We start from the raw sequence: 19,135 nt of genomic DNA, 5'->3' as shown, positions 1-19,135 counted from the left end.
CTCATTGACACATGCCAGTAGCTCAATGAATGCTGTCCTGACAACGTTGTCAGGAAAGGACCCGGATGCTTCCAACTCGTGTCCTCGCCGCGATCGCCGGGGTGGCCGTCACCATCCCGATCGGTGCCGCGGCTCAGGCTGCCGGGCCGGCACCGCGGATCGCGGACCCGGTCACCTATGTGAACCCGCTCATCGGCTCCACCAATCTGGGCAACACCTACCCCGGCGCGGTGCGGCCGTTCGGCATGCTCGCCTGGAGCCCGCAGACGTCCCGGGGCAACCAGTACTCGACGCCGGCCCCGGGCGGATACCAGTACGCGGCCACCAAGATCCGAGGGCTCAGCCTCACCCACCTCAGCGGTGTGGGCTGCTCGGGCGCCAACGGCGACATCCCGATCATGCCGTACGTCGGTGACGTGACCACCTCGCCGACCAGTGACGCGACCGACGCGGTCTACGCCAGCACGTTCTCGCACGCCAACGAGGCAGCCTCGGCCGGCTACTACAAAGTCGGTCTGGACTCCGGCGCAGGCGCCGAACTCACGGTCACCGACCGTACGGGCATGGGCAGGTTCACCTTCCCCGCGGACAAGCCGGCCAGCCTGCTCTTCCGCACGTCGCTGTCCGAGACCGGCAGCACCGACGCGTCCGTCCACATCGACGCGAAAACCCGGACGATCTCGGGTTCGGTCACCGCCGGTAACTTCTGCGGGCCGCAGAGCACCGACAATTCACACTCGTACTACACGCTGCACTTCGTGGCCCACGTGGACCAGCCGTTCACGACGACCGGGACCTGGAAGGACGGGACGGTCACCGCCGACAGCACGGACGCCACCGGCGGCAGCGGCTATGCCTCCGGGCGGCCGGTCGCGGGCAAGGGCTCCGGCGGGTACGTGACGTTCGCGCCCGGGACGACCGCCGTCTCGATGCGCGTGGCCATCTCGTACGCCGACCAGGCCGGCGCCGAGCGCAACCTGGCCGTGGAATCGCCGAACCGGCTCAGCTTCGACAGCATGAAGGCGCAGGCCGCGGCCGCCTGGAACGCCCGGCTCAGCAAGATCCGCATCGGGGGCGGCACCGCCGCGCAGCGGACGACCTTCTACACCGCGCTCTACCACTCGTCGCTCGAGCCGACCCTGACCAGCGACGTCGACGGCCGCTACTACGGAGCCGACGACAAGATCCACCGGGTCTCCGGACGCCAGCACGCCCAGTACGGCACGTTCTCCGGCTGGGACCAGTACCGGGCCCAGGTGCAACTGCTGGCCATGCTCGACACCAAGCAGGCCAGCGACTATGCCCAGTCGCTGTTCAACTACGCCACCCAGCGCGGCGGCGAATGGGACCGCTGGCTGCTCGAGAACGGCAAGACCTCGGTCATGTCGGGCGACCCGTCGGCCGCCGCGATCGCCGCGATGTACGCCTTCGGAGCACGCGACTTCGACGCCCGCGGCGCCCTGAAGTCGCTGGTCCAGGCCGCGACCGTGCCGACCGAGAACGACTCGAGCGACAAGGGCTGCAACGTCGAGTGCTTCGGCCAGCGGCCGTCACTTGCGGACTACATGTCGCTCGGATACGTGCCGGCCGACGACTGCCACTGCTGGGGCGGCGCCGCCGAGACCCTGGAGGACTCGGCCGCCGACTACGGCATCGCGCAGCTGGCCCTTGCCCTCGGGTCCCGGTCGACCTACAACACGTTCCTGGCCCGCTCGCACAACTGGCGCAACGTGTTCGACCCCGACGCCAAGGCCGACATCGGCCTGGAACACAACATCCGCGGCCACATCACCGCGATCACGGCCAGCGGGGAGAACGCGCCCAACGAGGGCAAAGCCCAGCTGTTCGACGGCGACAAGGGCACGAAGTGGCTGACCTTCGCCACCACGGGCTGGGTGGCGGCACAGCTGGACACGCCGCTCACGGTTTCCTCGTACGCGGTGACCTCCGGCAACGACGAGCCGACCCGTGACCCGTCGGACTGGCAGCTGCAGGGCTCGAACAACGGCACGGACTGGACGACCGTCGACACGCAGACGGGGCAGACCTTCGCGCAGCGCGGCCAGACGGCCACCTACACCGTCACCGACCCGCAGCCGTTCAGCTACTACCGGTTCAACGTGACCAAGAACGGCGGCGCCGACATCGTGCAGGTGGGCGAACTGGAACTGGCCGACCCGACGGTGACCTCACCGCCGCCGTCCGACCCGTCCTACGAGTTCACCGGCTGGGCCCGCGACCGCTTCCGCGACGGCACCTGGGCGCCGGGCTTCACCCCGTCGACCGGGACCGGCTTCGTCGAGGGCACGAGCGCCCAGTACACCTGGATGGTCTACTCCGACGTGACCACGCTGGCCCAGAAGATGGGCGGCAACGCGACGGCGGTCAAGCGGCTCGACGCGTTCTTCCGCAACCCGGACGGCACGTTCGACCTGAGCGCCACCAAGGGCACCCGGTTCGACGCCACCAACGAGCCGGACATCCAGACGCCGTACGTCTACAACTACCTCGGGGCCGCGTACAAGACGCAGGAAACGGTCAACGCGATCACCTCGACGAAGTGGAACGACACCACCGGCGGCATCCCGGGCAACGACGACGCGGGCACGATGAGCGCCTGGTACGTCTTCTCCGCCCTCGGCCTGTACCCGACCGTACCGACCCGGGCCGAGCTGGCCCTGACGACGCCGCTCTTCCCGCACGCCGACCTGCGGCTGGGCAACGGCCACCACCTGGTGATCGACGCTCCGGGCACCGACACGGCCCACTACGTGAAGGCTTTGAGAGTCAACGGCCGTTCCACCACCAAGGCGTGGCTGCCGGCGTCGGCAACCGCCCACGGCGCGCACCTCACCTACAGCCTGAGCACCTCTCCGAACCTGAAGTGGGGCAGCGGCAAGGGCGACACCCCGCCCCAGAACTGACCGACTCCGCCGACGGGGCCGTCGAGATCGACCGTGATGGTCGGACTCGGCGGCCGCGTCGTCTCCCAGCCGGCGATGTGTTCATCGTTGCTGGTCGCGGCATTCGTCGCCGCCCCAGGCGTTCGCCGAGCATCCGGACCGCGACGTCATCACGAGCCTGCCGGGCCTCGCGGCGGTGTCCGGCGCCCGCGTGCTCGCGGAGATCGGAGACGACCGGACGCGCTTCGCCGACGCTCGAGCGCTCAAGGCCTACGCCGGCTCCGCGCGGGTAACCTGCGCCTCCGGCCGCAGCCGCGTCGTGGTGGCCCGCCGCGTCAAGAACCAGCGGCTGGCCGCGACCGGCCACGCCTGGGCGTTCTCCGCCCTGATCGCCTCACCCGGCTGCCGAGCCCACCACGACCGGCGCGAAGCCGCCGGTGATCGCCACGCCGCAGCCCAGCGCAACCGGTTGCCTCGGCGGATTCTCGCGCGGCGTGGCGACCCGCAAAACCTTGCCGTCCCCGGGCAGAGAATCGGTCGCCGGCTGTCTCTAATTCGCGTAGGAGGCAAGCACGGACATGACCTCGCCGGCCCGGTCGAGGCCGACATCGTGCCCCGATGAGTCGCTGATGTGCAGGGCGGCGTCGGGTAGCTCGTGCGCGAGGCGGCGGGCGAAGGCGATCGGTGCGTTACGGTCAAGCGCGCCGTGCCACAGGTGCACCGGCATCTTGACCTCGCTGAGCGGGAAGGTCCACGGCTGTTTGATCAGGGAGAGTTCCTGCACGGTGGCGCGCGAGCCCGGCCGCAGCGCGTCAGCGATGGCTTCGAACTCGATCCGCAGGGCGGCGGCGTGTGCGGCGTCGGGCGCTGCCGCCGTCGCGCGGTGCAGGGCACGCTCCCGGCTGTCCGCGCCGACAAGCTGCCGCCGCATCGCCGCGACCCGGATGGTGTTGAGCGACGGTGCGTTCCTGGCCAGCCAGTTCATCACCCGGGCGTTCACCGTCATGCCCACTCGGTCGGCCCGGCTCATCGGCCCGCCTGCCGCGATCAGCCCGACCACACTGACCCGATCGGCGAGATGACGCGCGGCGGCCAACGTGAACGGGGCCCCGCCGGACTCGCCGGCCAGCGCGAACCGGTCCAAGCCGAGGTGACCGGCCAGCGCGGCGAGATCGTCACCCCAGCTGGCGAGGCTGCGATGGGGCTGGTAATCGGAGGCGCCGTAGCCGGGTTTGTCCGGCGAGATCAAGCGCAGGCGGGCTGCGCGGGCCGTCTGGTCGTAGCCGGCGGCGCCCAGGCCGGACACCGGTGTCCCGGCCGTGTAGACGACGGGCCACCCGTTCGGGTCTCCGAACTCGTGCCAGCTCAGCCGTCTGCCGTCAGCGAGGGTGATCACATCAGATGTCACCCGTACATGCTGACGCCATTCGGAATCGCCCGCCATACCGACAGTCTCCCGGGCTCGCGTGACCCCGATCCGGACCGGGCCGTTCACGAATGATCCGGCTCCACGAACTGGTGACCAGCGCCGGGATCCGCAAGGTAGGTCCGGACGCAGGCGAACCAACGTGTCCGGACCTACTTTGCGGATCCCCGATCAAAGCCCTGATCATCCGCAAACTTTCGACGGACGCGACAGCACCTACCCTGCCAAACGACATATCTTGCTCCGACCACTGCGGATTCCCGGACAGCAATCCTTATCCGTACCGGGGATGTCTTCCGGGTGGACAAGGCGGCCACCCTGAAGCGATGACCGACCAGGACGATTTCGGTGCCGAACCCAGCCGGCGGCGAACCCGCCGGGACTGGCGTAAGGTTCTGCGCCTCGTGGCCGCGACCCTGGTCACCGTTCTGTTCTTCGGCGCGGCGGCGGGGTCCGGCTCGGGCGCAGGACGATCCTCCGCTCAGCACCAACTGCCGGCGAGCCGACTTCCTCAGAGACGTCGCGGCCGGAAGCAGCGGCCGGGTCGTGATCACGGACTACATCAAGAACATGGCTCAGCAGTTGTGTAACAACCAACCTGGCGCCAAACCACCGCCACTGCGCACCATCGGCGACACCTACACGGTCCGGCCGGAGAACCCTTGCCAGTACGACGATCAGCACCCCGCCTGTATCGCCGATCATGTTGAGAAGGCTCTGTACTTCCGGAACCGTTCGCTGGCCTGCTATGAAGAGTTCAAGAGGAACGCTCAAGCTGACAAACCCGAGGTGACCTGCCCGGTTGCCAGCGATACGCCGACCTCACCAGCTCCCGCCTCTACTCAGGGTGGGCTCTGGCGCGACATCACCCGGCCCTGGGAAAACGTCGAGGGCTGGGGCCTGTTCATTCTCATCTGCGCCGCGGTCCTCTGGCTCTGGCCATCCCGCTCCGGAAGCGGCCGGTCGTCAGGGACAGATCCCGATGAGCCCTATCACAGCCCTGAACCTGACGGCAGTCACTGGAAACGCTGATCTCGGGGTTGTTGCTAGCGATCGCGACCAGGGATCAGAAGTTGATCTAAGTAGTGGGGAGCCGGTAACCCGGGCGGCAAGCGTCCCCGCCGCCCCACGACCAGCAACACTGAGTAACCGAAGCGGCCGCAGGGCCGAGCACTCGCACCAAACGAACACGCGAGGTTGCCAGTAGCGCCTGCTGCAGGGATCGCAGGGGGCACCGATCCGGCAAGCGTTACCGCCAGTACCGAGAGGGCTGGTTCGGCCACGCAGTGACCCAAGCTTGACAAGAACGAACCCTCGGATGTCTTGCAGCATCGAACGGTCGTTGAATTCGGCGGCGGAGACATCCACGTGAGCGATACTCTGCCTCACTCGCCGGGGACGACCCGGGAACTTTCCGCCATGACGATCGCCGCGAGCGTCGCCGTGGCCGCCGCCGGTGCGGCTGTGCAACCGGCAACGGCCTCGCCAACGCATCCGGACCGGCCCGCGCGTCGTTCCGTGGGCCCTCCGCATCGGTTGCGCTCGTCGGAACATCATGCCGACGAGGCCGGACCGCGGCCGGCCGCAGCCCCCCGGGGCGGCCGGCCGCGGAGTCTCACTCCTTGACGCCGATGTTTTCAGTCGGCGGGGTGCGGAGGAGGCGGCGGACCGGCCAGATCGTGGTGGCCAGGGCCAGGAGGGTCGCACCGCCGAGGACGGCTATGGCTCCCGACGGCGGCACGTACGGGATCGGGCTGCCGGTCAGGGCCCGCATGATGGAGCCCAGCGTGAGGGCGGCGATCGACGCTCCGATGAGGACGGCGACGCCGAGGAGGCCGGCCTGTTCGGCGTTGACCATGCGGCGGATCTGGCGGCGGGTCACGCCGACCAGTTGGAGCAGGGCCAGTTCGCGGCGGCGGGCCAGGGCGGCCATCACCATCGTGGTGGCGGCGGCGAGGGCAGCGTAGCCAACCATGACGCCGATCAGCATCTTGTTGAGCCAGGCGCCGACCGCAAGGTCGGTGCTGATCGTCTGGGTTTGGGCCGCGGAGTCGACCACGGTGGTGCCGGGGTGCGCGGTACTCCAAGCGGCCAGCGCAGCGCCGCCGCCCGGGGCCACGCCGCCGCCGACAGCCGAGCCGGCGCCCGCAGCCGAGCCGGCGCCCGCAGCCGAGGCGGCGCCTGGGGCTGTCGCGGTGGCGTGGTTGCCGGGCGTGGACGCTGAGGTGGTGCGGACCAGGACCTCGTCGTCGGCGTTGCGGGGCAGGTGGCCGGCTGTGGTCTGCTTCGAGAGGGTGACGTCGGCGAAGCCCAGGCCCCGGTCATAGATGGCCACGACCGTCAGGTCGGTCGGGGTGCCGTCGCCCAGCCACAGGTGGGCCCGGTCGCCGAGGTGCCAGCCGGACGAGGACGCCAACATGGCGGAGACGGCCACGGTGCCGGGGCGGGCCAGCCCGGTCAGGTTGCCCGAGGTCGTGCCCAGGTTCAGGGTCGACGCTATGCCGTCCGGGTCGACGGCCTCGGCGGTGGCGGTCTCGATGCCGTCGAAGGAGGTCACGACCACCGAGGTGTGGCGGACGCCGGTGGCGGCGACCACGCCGTCGAGCTTGCGGATCTGGGCTGCCGCGTCGCCTCCCGAGCCGAGGACCACGCGGTCGGCCAGGGTGCCGGTGCGGGCCTCGGTGGTGGTCTGGCGTTCGAGGTTGTTCTGCAGGAACCATACTGAGCCGCCGAAGCCGACCGACAGCACCAGGGCGGTCAGCACCGTCGCCATGCCCTGGGCGTTGGCCCGCAGGTTTTTGCCGGCCAGGTAACCGCTGGTCTGCCAGAGCCGGGACAGCACCGGGCTGAGCAGCCCGGCGGCGAACGCGTTGATCCAGGGCGCGAGCAGAGCGACCGCGATCACGAACAGGTAGAGCATGCCGACCGCTGCCGCCAGGGCCGCGTTCGCGCCGCTCACTGCCGCCGTGAAGCCGCCCGCGGTGCCCGCACCGGCCAGCGTGACCAGGCCGAAGGTGAGGCGTACCTTGCCGCTCTGCTTCGGCTCGACGGCGGCCTCACCGAGGGCCTCGACCGGCTTGATGCGGGTGATGCGGCGGCTGGCAATCAGGGCGGCGAGCACCGCCACGAGCAGGGCGACGCCGACCGAGGCGAGACTTGCGAGGCCGCCGGCGGCGAGTGGGAAGCCGCCGGGGATGAAGCCGCGGTCGATCAGCTGGCCGTGCACCCAGCGGGCGGCGATCAGGCCGGACGGCACGCCGACGGCCGAGCCGGTCAGCGCGAGCAGCGCGGTCTCGGCGATCAGCATGCGCCGCAGCTGGCCGGGGGTCGCGGCGACCGCCCGCAGGAGGGCGAGGTCGCGGCGGCGGTGCCGGACGGAAAGGCCGATCGTGCCGGCCACCACGAAGACGATCAGCATGATCACGTAGCCGCCGAAGGCGGAACCGGCCTCGACCAGGAGGCTCCTGGCGACCAGGCCGTCGGACTGCTCGGCGGCGCCGCGCTGGTCACCGGAGTAGGTCGTGGCGCCCGCCGCCGAGGCGATCTGCCGCACCGCGGCGAAGGAGCCGGACGGGGCGACCACGCCGATCGCGTCGACGCGGCCCGGGTGGGCGGACAGCCGTGCCGCCTGGGCGTCGGTGAGGAACACCTGGGCGGTGCCGGTGTCCGTGACTCCGGTGACCACATAGGATTCCGGGACGCCCGCGACGGTGAGGCCGATCCGGCTGCCCGGGGCGGCGCCGAGGGCGGTGTCGGCCAGAACCTCGCCGTCGGCCTTCGGCGGGACGCCCGCGCTTATCGCGCGGCCGGTGAGCGCGTACGCCGAAAGGCCGTGACCGACCGCGGCGGGCGAGTCGAAGACGATCCGGTCGTCGCCCGCGGCCAGCGTGACCCCCGGCACCTGCCGGATGCGACCGACCAGCCCGGCGTCGACGGTGCCCCCGTCGGGCAGCGTGACCGTCGTGGTCGTGGTGTCACCGCCGAATTCCTTGCTGGTGTGGCTGACGTCGCGCTGGGCGACGACGAGGTCGGCGGCGCGGTAGAGCTGGGGTTGCGGGCGGAACCGCAGGCCCGACTCGACGAGCGCGCCCATGGCGACAAGGATCATGACGCCCACCGCCAGGGCGATCAGGGTGGCGATCGACGGGCCGGCGCGGTGCCGCAGCAGCTTCGTGGCGAGCGTGATCATCGCGCCGTCCTCCGATCGAGGGAGGCGAGGTGCTCGGCGATGCGGACCGCGCCGGGCTGGGGCAGGTCGCCGACGATGCGGCCGTCGGCCAGGATCAGCACGCGGTCGGCGTACGACGCGGCGATCGGGTCGTGCGTCACCATGACGACGGTCTGCCCGTGCTCGTCGACGACCGCCCGCAGCAGGGCGAGCACGTCGGCCGCCGTGCGGGAGTCGAGCGCGCCGGTCGGCTCGTCGCAGAAGATGACCTCGGGGCGGGTGGCCAGCGCGCGGGCGATCGCCACCCGCTGCTGCTGGCCACCGGAGAGCTGGGCCGGCCGGTGGTGCAGCCGATCCCCCAGCCCGACCCGCTCGACCACCGTGGTCAGCCAGGCCCGGTCGGGCCGGGCGCCGGACAGGCGCAGCGGGAGGACGATGTTTTCCTCCACGGTGAGGGCGCCGACCAGGTTGAACGCCTGGAAGACGAAGCCGATGCGGCGGCGGCGCAGCTCGGTCAGCCGGGTCTCGGAGAGCCGGGACAGGTCGGTGTCGCCGAGGAAGGCGCGGCCGGAGCTGGGCCGGTCGAGGCCGGCCGCGGTCTGCAGCAGCGTGCTCTTGCCGGAGCCGGACGGGCCCATGACGGCGGTGAAGGTGCCCCGGCCGAAGCCGGCGTCGACCGCGTCGAGCGCGGTGACCGAGCCGTAGACCCGGGTGAGCTTCTCGACGCGTACCGCGGTGGCGAGGGACGGTTCTGTGTAGACGGACATCGTGTCCTCCGTGTCGTCGGGTGTTCGGTGCGCGCACGGAGAACGCTATTGGCGGGCGAGTTCGGCAACCATCCCACTGGCTCTACGAACCGGGTACAGCCAGCGCTACTTTTCCAGGTAGCGCAGCACGGCGGTGACCCGGCGGTCGGCCCGGTCGTCGGGCGCCAGGTGCAGCTTGGCGAAGATGCTGCGGATGTGCTTGTGCACCGCGCCCTCGGTGACGAACAGGCGCTCGGAGATCGCCGTGTTGCCCAGGCCCTCGGCCATCAGCGCCAGCACGTCGAGCTCGCGCGGGGAAAGCTCGCTGAGACCGTCGTTGGGCCGGTTGCGGGCCAGCAACTGGCCGACCACCTCGGGGTCGATCGCGGTGCCCCCACCGGCGACCCGCTCGAGCGCGGACAGGAACTCCTCGACCCGGCCGACACGCTCCTTCAGCAGGTAGCCGAGGCCGACCGCGCCGATCGAGAACAGGTCGGTGGCGAAGGCCTGCTCGACGTACGCCGAGAGCACCAGCACCGCCAGCCCGGGCCGCCGCCGCCGGGCCTCGACCGCCGCCACGATGCCCTCGTCGGTGTGGGTCGGCGGCATTCGGACGTCCACAATGGCCACGTCGGGCTCGTGCTCGTCGACGGCGGCCAGGAACTCGGCCGGGTTGCCCGCGGTCGCGACCACGTCGAGGCCCTCGGCGCGCAGCAGCAGCGCCAGGCCCTCCCGCAGCAGCGCGTCGTCCTCGGCGATCACGATCCGCACGGCAGCTCCACCCGCATTCTCGTCGGCCCGCCCGGCGGGCTGGTCAGCTCGATCCGACCGTCGTACGCCTCGACCCGCCGGCGGATGCCGGTGAGCCCGGAACCCCGACCCTCGTCGGCGCCGCCGTGACCGTCGTCGTCGACCACGATCACCAGCCGCTCGCCCACCCGCCGCACGGTCACCTCGACGGCCCGCGCGCCGCTGTGCTTGACCACGTTGGTCAGCGCCTCGGCGACCACGAAGTAGGCCGTGGCCTCGACCGACGCGGCACACCGCCCCGGCACGTCGACGACCAACCGGCAGGGCACCGCACAACTGGCGGCCAGGCCGTCGAGCGCACCGGTCAGACCGCGGTCGTCGAGCACCGGCGGCAGGATTCCGCGCACCACCGTACGCAGCTCGCCCAGCGCCTGTTCGGCCGCGTCCTGCGCCTTGGCCAGGATCTCGTCGGCCCGGGCCGGATCGCGTTGCATGGCCCGCCGGGCGGCGCCGAGCAGCACGTTGACCGCGACGAGGCGATTTTGGGTGCCGTCGTGCAGGGAGCGCTCGATGCGCCGCAACTCGACCGCGTGGGCGTCGAGCGCGGCCGCGCGGGTGGCGGTCAGCTCGGCGACCCGCAGCGAGAGGTCGGTGCCGGGCGGCGGGGAGAGCAGCCGGCGGCCGGGCAGGGCCTGCAGGCGGGCCAGAAGCGGGCCGCCCGCGACCACGAGGACCAGCCAGCCCACGCCGAGCAGGCCGACCACCAGGGCGTCGCCGAGGCCGTCGATGCGCCAGAACACGATGGTGGGGCCGCCGTCCTCGGGGGCGAGGAAGCGGTACCACAGCGGGAACGTGAGGTCCTGCACGGCGGACAGCGGCAGGGTCAGGCCGAGGGTGCCGGCCAGGAACCCGAATATCGCGTGAAGAGGCAGCCACGCGAGCTCACGGCGTACGAAAGGGTCTCGGATCGCGGCCCGCAGGCCGCCGGGAACCGGGCCCGGACCGAGCACCGGCGGCCCCCAGCGGGTGAGCCGGCCGCGCTCGCGGTCAGCGACCGACCGCACCCCGCCCAGCGCCGGCTGGGCCAGCGGCAGGCCGATGCCGGCGAGCGAGGCGACCGCGACGACCAGCACCCAGAGCAGGACGCCGAGCGCGAGCACCGACGTGCCCAGCCCGCCGACCAGGTGCTCGAGCGCGTCGACGGAGACGCGAACCCGCGCACGCAGCCAAGACATGCGGTGACCATAGGCCACCGGCCGGCCAGGACGTCAGGGCGCGGGCCGAAAAGTACAGCTGGCTATACCTCGGGTGTAACGCCTGTGGGATGGGCTCGGCCGTCCGCCCTCAATAGCGTGGGAACCACGAAAACGACGCTCCAGGAGGCAGTGATGAACGACCAGTACCGCATCACCGACGAAGAGAAGACCTCGCGTGGCGCGCTGCGCCCGCTGTTGTGGCTGGGCCTGGTCCTGAGCGCGGCGGCCAACGCCGTCATCTCCTCGGCGTTCGGCAGGCCCGTCGTCGCCTCGGCGTTCGGCGCGGTCGCGCTGGCTTTCGGGGCCGCGCTGATCGTGCACCACTACCGCACCCGGGCGCACTGATGCAGCACGGCCAGTTCGACGAAAATTTTGGTGGAAACGCTTGGCACTCGGCTGGGGTCGGTGCTAAAAAATGACTTATAGCTGCTGGTCACAACCAGACAGCACTCGGCAGAATTGATCTTTAGCCGAGCGCCACGCGATCCGCTGGAAAGGCCGGCGGACGTGCTCTGAGGAGGTGTTCGTGGTGCTGACTTTCGATCCCTTCCGCGACCTCGACCGGCTCGCCGAGCAGATGCTCGCCGGTTCCGCGACGATGGCCATGCCGCTCGACCTCTACCGGTCCGGCGACCACTTCGTGCTCCACTGTGACCTCGCGGGCATCGACCCCGGCTCAGTGCAGGTGGGCGTCGACAACCGGGTGCTCACCATCCGCGCCGAGCGCACCCCGCGCACCGACGAAGCCGTGCAGTGGGTCCGCCGCGAGCGGCGCACCGGCACCTTCGAGCGCCGGCTGGCCCTCGGCGACGGTCTCGACCTCGACAACATCGCCGCCACCTGGCAGGACGGCGTGCTCACGCTGACGATTCCGGTGGCCGAGACCGCCAAGCCGCGCCGCATCCCGATCACCACGGCGGGCACGCAGCCCGCGGTGGAGGGCGCCGTCACGGCCGACGCCTGAGCCTTCTCCCCCTCCACCGGAAACGGCCGGGCGGGAGGTGCTCCCGCCCGGCCGAAACCCGGTTCCTATTGAGCGGCAGCCGCGGTGTCGTCGGCCACGCGGACCAGTTCGGTCAGGCCACCGGCGTACTCCATCGCCTCGGAGTGCGCCTCGTCCCACGCCGGCTGGAAGCCGACACCGTCCCACTCCTGGGTGGCGTCGTTCCAGACGTCGTTGCCGATCTCGAAGTCCCACGCGTCGATGCCGAGCTCGTAGTAGAGCTCGTCGGCCGAGTTACCGGCCGCCGAGTAGAGCACGTCGGCAACCGGGCCGGTGTAGGACGGCCAGGTGACCGTGCCCCGCTCGGACGCGATCGCGCCCACGATGCGCCGGGCACTGTCCAGGAAGGTCTTCTGCTCGTCGATCGACGGGCGGGGCAGGGTGATCCGGCCGTCCGCCTTGTACGAGCCGGGCGGCCACATGAAGTACCCGCCGTAGCTGTGCACGTTCATCGCGAACCGGACGTTGGAGTGGGCCGAGGCGAGGGCGATCACGTTCCTGCTCTCGGACTCGGACAGCTCGCCCGTACCGGAGTAGGTCTCGCCGAGGCAGTTGCTGCCGCCGCCGACGTAGCCGTCGAAGAAGGAGCCGACGGTGTAGTTGCGGTTGACGTCGACGCCCCAGCGGTCGCGGTTCTTCGGGTCGCGGTTGACCCCGGTGCAGTGGTTGTCGAGGTTCTTCCGCTGGAAGTTGTAGTCGTTGAACGTGTAGTTGGCGCCGTCCGGGTTGACCGTCGGGATCACGAAGATGTCGGTGTTGTCGACCATCTGCCTGGTGGCCGGGTCGGTGGCGTAGTTGGCCAGCAGCCGCTCGGCGAACTCCAGGGTGACCAGCGGCGTCGCCCACTCGCGGGCGTGCTCCTGGGAGTACGCGAGGACGCCGATCTTGGAGCCGTCCCGCACCGAACCGATGCGCAGTGCCTGCACGGTCCACGGCTTCTTCGAGACCTCGGTGCCCTTGAGGCCGTCGTCGAGGCGTACGGGAGCGACCACCGGCATCGGGAGGCCGGCCGAGCCCGATTCGACGAAAGCGCTGAAGGTCTGCGGATATCTGGCCGTGATGAAGGCGGCCACGTCGTCGGTCGTGCTGATGGTCTTGCCGGCGCCGTCGGTGGCCAGCGTGATCGTCAGCACCCGGTCCTTGTAGACCGCGGACAGCGGCCTGTTCGGAGCGCTCGCGGCGACCGTTTTGACCTGGACACCGTTCATCCCCTGATCACCGAACTTGACCGACTCGACGACCACCGCGGCCGCGTTGGGGTCACCGAGGTAGGCGACCGCCGTGCGCCGGTAGCCCTGCGTCTTGTTCGGCAGGTTGATCACGTCGACCAGCTTGGGGTACTGCCTGGCCAGCCGCTTGATGCGGGCCTGGATGTCGGTCGGCGTCAGGTACGCCGCGACGAAGTCCTTCTGGTAGCCGCTCGGCTGGGCCGGCGGCGTGGCACCCGGCCAGGCCTGCGGCGTCATCGCGCGGGTCGCACCACCGAGGCTGGAGGTCGCGGTCACCGACACCGGCTTGCCGGGCAGCGGCTGCGGCACCTGCCAGTGGTACTGGTATTCGTTGTCGTCGGAGAAGCGCACGAGCTGGTAGGACCCCGTCGTGCCGTCGGCGGTCTTCCAGGTGACGGTGATCTGCACGTCCGGGTCGTCGGTCGCCGTGGTCGCGACCTGGGTCTGCAGGAACGTCTTGCCCTTGCTGGTCCACCAGTAGTCCTGGAGGAAATGCAGCGTGTCGGAGCCGGCGGCCAGCTTGGACATGGTTCTGAGCGCGCCCGGCGGCGACTGCCGCTCGATGAGCTGGACCGGGGCGGCACCGTTCTTGATCATCGCGGCCAGTTCGGTGTCGTCGACGACGACATCGGCGAGGAACTGGCCGGGCGCGTGGTGGGGCACCGCGGCCAGGTCGGCGTCCGACGCGGTCAGCCGGTCGAGAGCGTTCTGGTCGGGCAGGCGGAAACGGACGAGCGCGTGCTCGCCCGAGCTGAGTGCGACGGTGATCCCCGGTGGGGTGGGAGCCTGCGCGCGGGCCGCTTGTGGGGCCAGCGCGACCGCCAGGCTGAGAACGGCGGCGGTCGCCGCCCAGCGGACTCGGGATGACATCTAGCCTCCTGGGACATAGAAGGACATCGAGATCACCCCATCGCTTCGATCGAAGCTTGTCAACCAGGTCGGGCGGCACGAAATCTCTGCTGATAGGCGCGGGGCGAGACGCCGATCCGCGCCAGGAACATCCGTCGCAGCGTCTCCGGGCTGCCCACGCCGACCCGCTGGGCGCAGGCGGTGACCGACTCCCCCAGGTGCAGCAGGCGCATGGCGGCGTCGACCCGCACGCTTTCCACGTATTTGGCGGGGGTGCTGCCGAGCTCGGTCCGGAAGAGCCGGGACAGGTGGCGCGGGCTGACGTGGGCCCGGGTCGCCATCGCGGTCACCGAGTGGTCGGCGGCCGGATCGGCGACCACCGCGTCGGTGATCTGCCGCAACACCGGCACGCCCGGCCGGGGCAGGGCCAGCGACGGCGAGAACTGGGACTGGCCGCCCGGCCGCTGCAGGAACACCACGAGCGACTGGGCGACCGACCGGGCGAGTTCCTCGCCGTGGTCGCGCTCGACCAGCGCCAGCGCCAGGTCGATGCCGGCGGACACGCCCGCCGAGGTGAAGATCGTGCCGTCCTGCACGTAGATGGCGTCGGGTTCGACCCGCACCCGCGGGTAGGCGGCGGCGAGCAGCCGGGCGTGCTGCCAATGCGTGGTGGCGCGCCGCCCGTCGAGCAGGCCCGCGGCCGCCAGGATGAAGGCTCCCGTGCAGATCGAGGCGGTGCGGTCGGCCTGACCGGACAGCGCCGCCGCCGCTGCGATGAGCAAGGGGCTGACCGGCGTGGTCGGCACGGCGTCGCCGCCGACGATCAGGGCGGTCCCGACCTCGGTGGCCGCCGAGACCGGGCCGTCGACCGGGACCGGGATGCCGGTCGAGGACCGGACCGGGCGGCCGTCGGCCGAGCGCACGTCGAGCTCGTAGCGGGCGCCGAACTTGGCCGCCTCGGCGAACACCTCGAACGGGCCGGCCAGGTCGAGCATCTTCATGCCGTCGAAGACCAGGGCGGTGACCCGGTTCGGCACGCGTCACCCCCCGGAGAAACGGTCAGTCAGGCCAAACGCTACCCCGGATTATCTCGACGAAGTCAGACCGGGTGAAACCGGGCACGAAGTGGGCCAGCACGTCGTCGTTCATGGTGCCGAACGTGGTGTCCGGGCGGTCCTTCATGCCGTCGGCGAAGCGACGGAGGATGTTCTCCTTGAAGCCGGGACGCTCGTGCGCGGCGACCACGGCCGCCCGGTCTTCCGGGGTGATCTCGTCGAGGCCGAAACCGAGAACGTCGCTCTCGACGCCGAGCGTCACCACGGCGACCTCCGGTTCCAGGTGCTCGACGACGCCCGGGGTGGTGTGCAGGGCGATAGCCAGCCAGACCGCGCGCGCCTCGGCCGGGGTGCGCCCGTGGTCGAGGAGGAACTCCCGGGCCAGGTCGGCGCCGTCGATCTCGAAGCGTTGATCGGTCCGGCCGTAGCGCTCGGTCAGGCCGAGGTCGTGGAACATCGCGCCGACGTAGGCCAGCTCGGGGTCGACCGCAAGGCCCCGGTGGCGGGCCTTGAGGCGGCCGAACAGGTAGACGCGGCGGGAGTGGTGGTAGAGCACCCGGTCGGCGGCCTCCTGAACCAGGTCGGTGGCCTCTCGCGCCAGCTTGGTGTCCGGGATGGCGATGCCGGCGATTGTCTCGGTCATGCCCTCCAGCCTGGGCATTCCGGCCGGTCGCGGCCCCGCCGGAACGGCCAGGAATCGCACGGATCGGGACTTCGTTTGTCCCGCTCGGCGGCGGGTAGCCAGCTTTCTGCCAGAACAAGGCGTTTCCTGGAGGTGTGAAGTGCAGGCCATGGTCTATCGCGGCCCCTACCGCGTACGGGTCGAGGAGAAGGACCGTCCGGTGATCGAGCATCCCAACGACGCGATCGTCCGGGTGACCCGGGCCGCCATCTGCGGGTCGGACCTTCACCTTTACCACGGGCTGATGCCGGACACCCGGGTCGGCATGACGTTCGGGCACGAGTTCGTCGGCGTGGTCGACGAGGTCGGACCGTCGGTCGAGCACCTGCGGCCCGGCGACCGGGTCATGGTGCCGTTCAACATCTTCTGCGGCACGTGCTTCTACTGCGCCCGCGGGATGTACGCGAACTGCCACAACGTCAACCCGAACGCCACCGCGGTCGGCGGCATCTACGGCTATTCGCACACCACCGGCGGCTACGACGGCGGCCAGGCCGAGTACGTACGGGTGCCGTTCGCCGACGTCGGGCCCGCCCTCATGCCGGACTGGCTGGACGAGGACGACGCCGTCATGCTGACCGACGCCCTGGCGACCGGCTATTTCGGCGCCCAGCTGGGCGACATCCACGAGGGCGACGTGGTGGTGGTCTTCGGCGCCGGCCCGGTCGGCCTGTACGCCGCGAAGTCGGCCTGGCTGATGGGCGCCGGCCGGGTCATCGTCATCGACCACCTCGACTACCGGCTGGCCAAGGCGGCCGAGTTCGCCCACGCCGAGACGATCAACTTCACCGACCACGACGACATCGTCGTGCACATGAAGAAGATCACCGACTTCCTGGGCGCCGACGTGGCGATCGACGCGGTCGGCGCCGAGGCCGACGGCAACCTGATCCAGCACGTCACCGCGGCCAAGCTGAAGTTGCAGGGCGGCTCACCGGTCGCGCTGAACTGGGCCATCGACTCGGTACGCAAGGGCGGCACGATCTCGGTGATGGGCGCCTACGGGCCGATGTTCAGCGCGGTCAAGTTCGGCGACGCCATGAACAAGGGCCTCACCCTGCGGATGAACCAGTGCCCGGTCAAACGCCAGTGGCCGCGGCTGTTCGAGCACGTCAAGGCCGGTTATCTCAAGCCCAGCGACATCGTCACCCACCGCATCCCGCTCGAGCACATCAGCGAGGCGTACCACCTGTTCTCCGCCAAGCTCGACGGCTGCATCAAGCCGATCATCGTCCCGAACGCCGCGTGAGGAGCACACCATGGCCTATACGCCGGACAAACCGAAGCTGCCCGAGACGAACGACGAGTTGCGCGCCCGCATCCCGGGATGGGGCGCCGACCTCGACCCGAAGGACCGGCCCGCGGTGCCCCAGGAGGTGTTCGACCTGTCGGCCACCGGGGCGCACTGGGAGTTCCCGGAGCGGCAACCGGAGCGCCGGCCGCGGGAGCGCTCGATCGAGCACAAGTTCCTGACGCCGGTCTTCGGAACTTCGTGTCCGCCGCGCGGGCTCTCCGGGAAGATCCGGCAATTCGCGTACGCGCGGTACAGCGAGGGCCGCGCCGCACACTGGCTGCTGCTGCTCGGGGCGGACCGGGTGGACGTCTTCGAGAGCCGGCTGCGCTCGATCGGGGAGGGCCGCCCGGACCGCCTGATCGCGGAGACCGGGATCAAGGCCGAACGGGACGGCAAGCGGGGACCACATCGGACCGACCGGGGTCATCAGGCGCTCGATCCGTTCGTGGTGGCCGCGCCGTGGCTGCTCGGCGCCGCCGTCACCTACGCGGTCATCCGCCGCCTGACCCGCTGAGGCGGCGGTCACCGATCTCCTTACAAGCCGCTTACGCACGGTAAGAGCCCGCGGTGGGCCGGACGCCAACCACGCGTCCGACCAACACACCAAGGGAGCAGGACATGCGTAACTCCACCCGCGCCGCGGCCATCGCCGGGGCGGTAGCCGCGGCCACCGCGAGCCTGGCCGGCCCGGCCCGAGCCCACCCCGGCGGGGCGGTCTTCGTGCAGGCCAACGGGCTCGACGGCAACGCGATCGTGGCGTACGACGGCGAGCTGCACCACACCGGCACGTACCCGACCGGGGGCCTCGGCGGCATCGAGGCCGGCGCGGCAGCCGACCCGCTGGCGTCGCAGGGCTCGCTGACCCTCGACCGCGCCCACGGCCTCCTGTACGCCGTGAACGCCGGCAGCGACACCGTCACCGTCTTCGGCGTGCACGGCAGCCGGCTCTCCCGGCTGCAGGTGATCGGCAGCGGCGGCGCCTTCCCGACCGGCGTGGCCGTGCACGGCGACCTGGTCTACGTGCTCAACGCCCGCGACGGCGGCTCGATCCAGGGCTTCCGGCGCATCGGGTCGCACCTGGTCCGCGTGCCGTCGTGGCACCGCGCCCTCGGGCTCGACCCGGCCGCCACCCCCGAGTTCACGCACTCGCCGGGGCAGGTCGCGTTCACCCCCGACGGCCGGCATCTGCTGGTCACCACCAAGGGCAACACCAGCGAGATCCTGGCGTTCGGGGTCGACGCCACCGGCGGCCCGTCGGCCCGGCCGGTCCACAACGCCGAGCCGGACGCCGTCCCGTTCGCCCTGACCTTCGACCGGTGGGGGCACGCCGTGGTCGCCGAGGCCGGTCCGAACGCGGCGGCCACGTTCTCGGTGCACGGCAACGTGCTTCACCCGCTCTCCTCGTCCGCCACCGGCGGCACGGCGACCTGCTGGGTGATCGGCGTCAACGGCACGTTCTACCTGTCCAACGCGGGCAGCGCCACGATCACCGCGTTCCGCACGGGAGCCGACGGCTCGCTGCAGAACCTGGGCACGACCAGCACGGCCGGGGCGGGGACGATCGATGCGGCCGCATCGGCCGACGGCTCCCAGCTGTACGCGGAGACGGGCGGGGGTGTCGACGCGATCGAACAGTTCCGCACCGGTCCCGACGGCAAGCTCACCTCCGTCCGCTCGGTCGCGATCCCGGGCGGCGCCAACGCCGAGGGCATCGCGGCCTACTGACCCTTCAGGAGGTCCGGCTCGTGCGGGGCGGGCCGGACCTTCGCCCGTA

Annotated in this window: 15 protein-coding genes and 1 pseudogene; 8 read left to right on the top strand and 8 right to left on the bottom strand. The window is 70.9% G+C overall.

The genetic code is table 11. The features are described 5' to 3' along the window. The first annotated feature begins 65 nt into the window (after positions 1 to 65). On the top strand, positions 66 to 2,924 hold the full coding sequence (locus tag ACIA5C_RS21660) for a GH92 family glycosyl hydrolase (protein ID WP_396057194.1): 2,859 nt from the start codon (positions 66 to 68) through the stop codon (positions 2,922 to 2,924). 118 nt (positions 2,925 to 3,042) lie between these two features. Next, positions 3,043 to 3,381 (top strand): annotated as a pseudogene (locus ACIA5C_RS21655) (transposase); the annotation flags it as partial. Between the two features lie 72 nt (positions 3,382 to 3,453). On the opposite strand, the gene ACIA5C_RS21650 reads toward ACIA5C_RS21655, so the two are convergent. Beyond that, positions 3,454 to 4,311: an alpha/beta fold hydrolase gene (locus tag ACIA5C_RS21650; protein ID WP_396057192.1), complete on the bottom strand. Its 858-nt coding sequence runs from the start codon at positions 4,309 to 4,311 to the stop codon at positions 3,454 to 3,456. A 564-nt stretch (positions 4,312 to 4,875) separates the two neighbouring features. On the opposite strand from ACIA5C_RS21650, the gene ACIA5C_RS21645 reads away from it, so the two are divergent. Further along, on the top strand, positions 4,876 to 5,361 hold the full coding sequence (locus tag ACIA5C_RS21645; RefSeq protein WP_396057190.1) for a hypothetical protein: 486 nt from the start codon (positions 4,876 to 4,878) through the stop codon (positions 5,359 to 5,361). A 583-nt stretch (positions 5,362 to 5,944) separates the two neighbouring features. Here the strand turns inward: ACIA5C_RS21645 and ACIA5C_RS21640 are convergent. The 4 genes from ACIA5C_RS21640 to ACIA5C_RS21625 form a co-directional block, all read right to left on the bottom strand. Beyond that, entirely contained in the window at positions 5,945 to 8,518 is a 2,574-nt protein-coding gene (locus tag ACIA5C_RS21640) for an FtsX-like permease family protein (RefSeq protein ID WP_396057188.1), read from the bottom strand. Next, positions 8,515 to 9,264 (bottom strand): ABC transporter ATP-binding protein, encoded by a 750-nt coding sequence (locus ACIA5C_RS21635; RefSeq protein WP_396057186.1) that lies wholly within the window; start codon positions 9,262 to 9,264, stop codon positions 8,515 to 8,517. The genes ACIA5C_RS21640 and ACIA5C_RS21635 overlap by 4 nt, the downstream gene beginning before the upstream one ends. Positions 9,265 to 9,369: 105 nt before the next feature. Continuing rightward, complete coding sequence (locus ACIA5C_RS21630; protein ID WP_396057184.1) at positions 9,370 to 10,014, bottom strand: response regulator; 645 nt, start codon at positions 10,012 to 10,014, stop codon at positions 9,370 to 9,372. Further along, the gene (locus ACIA5C_RS21625; RefSeq protein ID WP_396057182.1) at positions 10,002 to 11,228 is read right to left on the bottom strand and encodes a sensor histidine kinase; all 1,227 of its coding nucleotides are present in this window, start codon (positions 11,226 to 11,228) and stop codon (positions 10,002 to 10,004) included. The genes ACIA5C_RS21630 and ACIA5C_RS21625 overlap by 13 nt, the downstream gene beginning before the upstream one ends. Before the next feature lie 153 nt (positions 11,229 to 11,381). Here ACIA5C_RS21625 and ACIA5C_RS21620 point away from each other — a divergent pair, with 153 nt between their 5' ends. Both ACIA5C_RS21620 and ACIA5C_RS21615 read left to right on the top strand, forming a co-directional pair. Then, positions 11,382 to 11,594: a hypothetical protein gene (locus tag ACIA5C_RS21620; RefSeq protein ID WP_396057180.1), complete on the top strand. Its 213-nt coding sequence runs from the start codon at positions 11,382 to 11,384 to the stop codon at positions 11,592 to 11,594. A 181-nt stretch (positions 11,595 to 11,775) separates the two neighbouring features. Further along, on the top strand, positions 11,776 to 12,213 hold the full coding sequence (locus ACIA5C_RS21615; RefSeq protein ID WP_396057178.1) for an Hsp20/alpha crystallin family protein: 438 nt from the start codon (positions 11,776 to 11,778) through the stop codon (positions 12,211 to 12,213). 65 nt (positions 12,214 to 12,278) lie between these two features. On the opposite strand, the gene ACIA5C_RS21610 is transcribed toward ACIA5C_RS21615, so the two are convergent. The 3 genes from ACIA5C_RS21610 to ACIA5C_RS21600 are packed head-to-tail and all read right to left on the bottom strand — an operon-like array spanning position 12,279 to position 16,028. Beyond that, on the bottom strand, positions 12,279 to 14,351 hold the full coding sequence (locus ACIA5C_RS21610; protein WP_396057176.1) for a M14 family zinc carboxypeptidase: 2,073 nt from the start codon (positions 14,349 to 14,351) through the stop codon (positions 12,279 to 12,281). A gap of 59 nt (positions 14,352 to 14,410) precedes the next feature. After that, on the bottom strand, positions 14,411 to 15,367 hold the full coding sequence (locus ACIA5C_RS21605) for a GlxA family transcriptional regulator (RefSeq protein ID WP_396057174.1): 957 nt from the start codon (positions 15,365 to 15,367) through the stop codon (positions 14,411 to 14,413). A gap of 22 nt (positions 15,368 to 15,389) precedes the next feature. Continuing rightward, positions 15,390 to 16,028, bottom strand: coding sequence for an HD domain-containing protein (locus tag ACIA5C_RS21600; RefSeq protein WP_396057172.1), 639 nt, complete (start codon positions 16,026 to 16,028; stop codon positions 15,390 to 15,392). A gap of 148 nt (positions 16,029 to 16,176) precedes the next feature. On the opposite strand from ACIA5C_RS21600, the gene ACIA5C_RS21595 reads away from it, so the two are divergent. From ACIA5C_RS21595 to ACIA5C_RS21585, 3 genes are all read left to right on the top strand, one after another. Then, positions 16,177 to 17,316: a zinc-dependent alcohol dehydrogenase gene (locus ACIA5C_RS21595; RefSeq protein WP_396057695.1), complete on the top strand. Its 1,140-nt coding sequence runs from the start codon at positions 16,177 to 16,179 to the stop codon at positions 17,314 to 17,316. A 10-nt stretch (positions 17,317 to 17,326) separates the two neighbouring features. Further along, positions 17,327 to 17,875, top strand: coding sequence for a hypothetical protein (locus ACIA5C_RS21590; RefSeq protein ID WP_396057169.1), 549 nt, complete (start codon positions 17,327 to 17,329; stop codon positions 17,873 to 17,875). A 104-nt stretch (positions 17,876 to 17,979) separates the two neighbouring features. Then, a complete protein-coding gene (locus ACIA5C_RS21585) occupies positions 17,980 to 19,086 on the top strand; it encodes a lactonase family protein (protein WP_396057167.1) in 1,107 nt (368 codons plus the stop codon). The last annotated feature ends 49 nt before the right edge of the window (positions 19,087 to 19,135 follow it).

Source organism: Actinoplanes sp. NPDC051343 (assembly GCF_044455125.1).
GTDB lineage: Bacteria > Actinomycetota > Actinomycetes > Mycobacteriales > Micromonosporaceae > Actinoplanes.
Note: the sequence above shows the minus strand (reverse complement) of the source record. Positions and strands in the feature narration are given on the sequence as shown.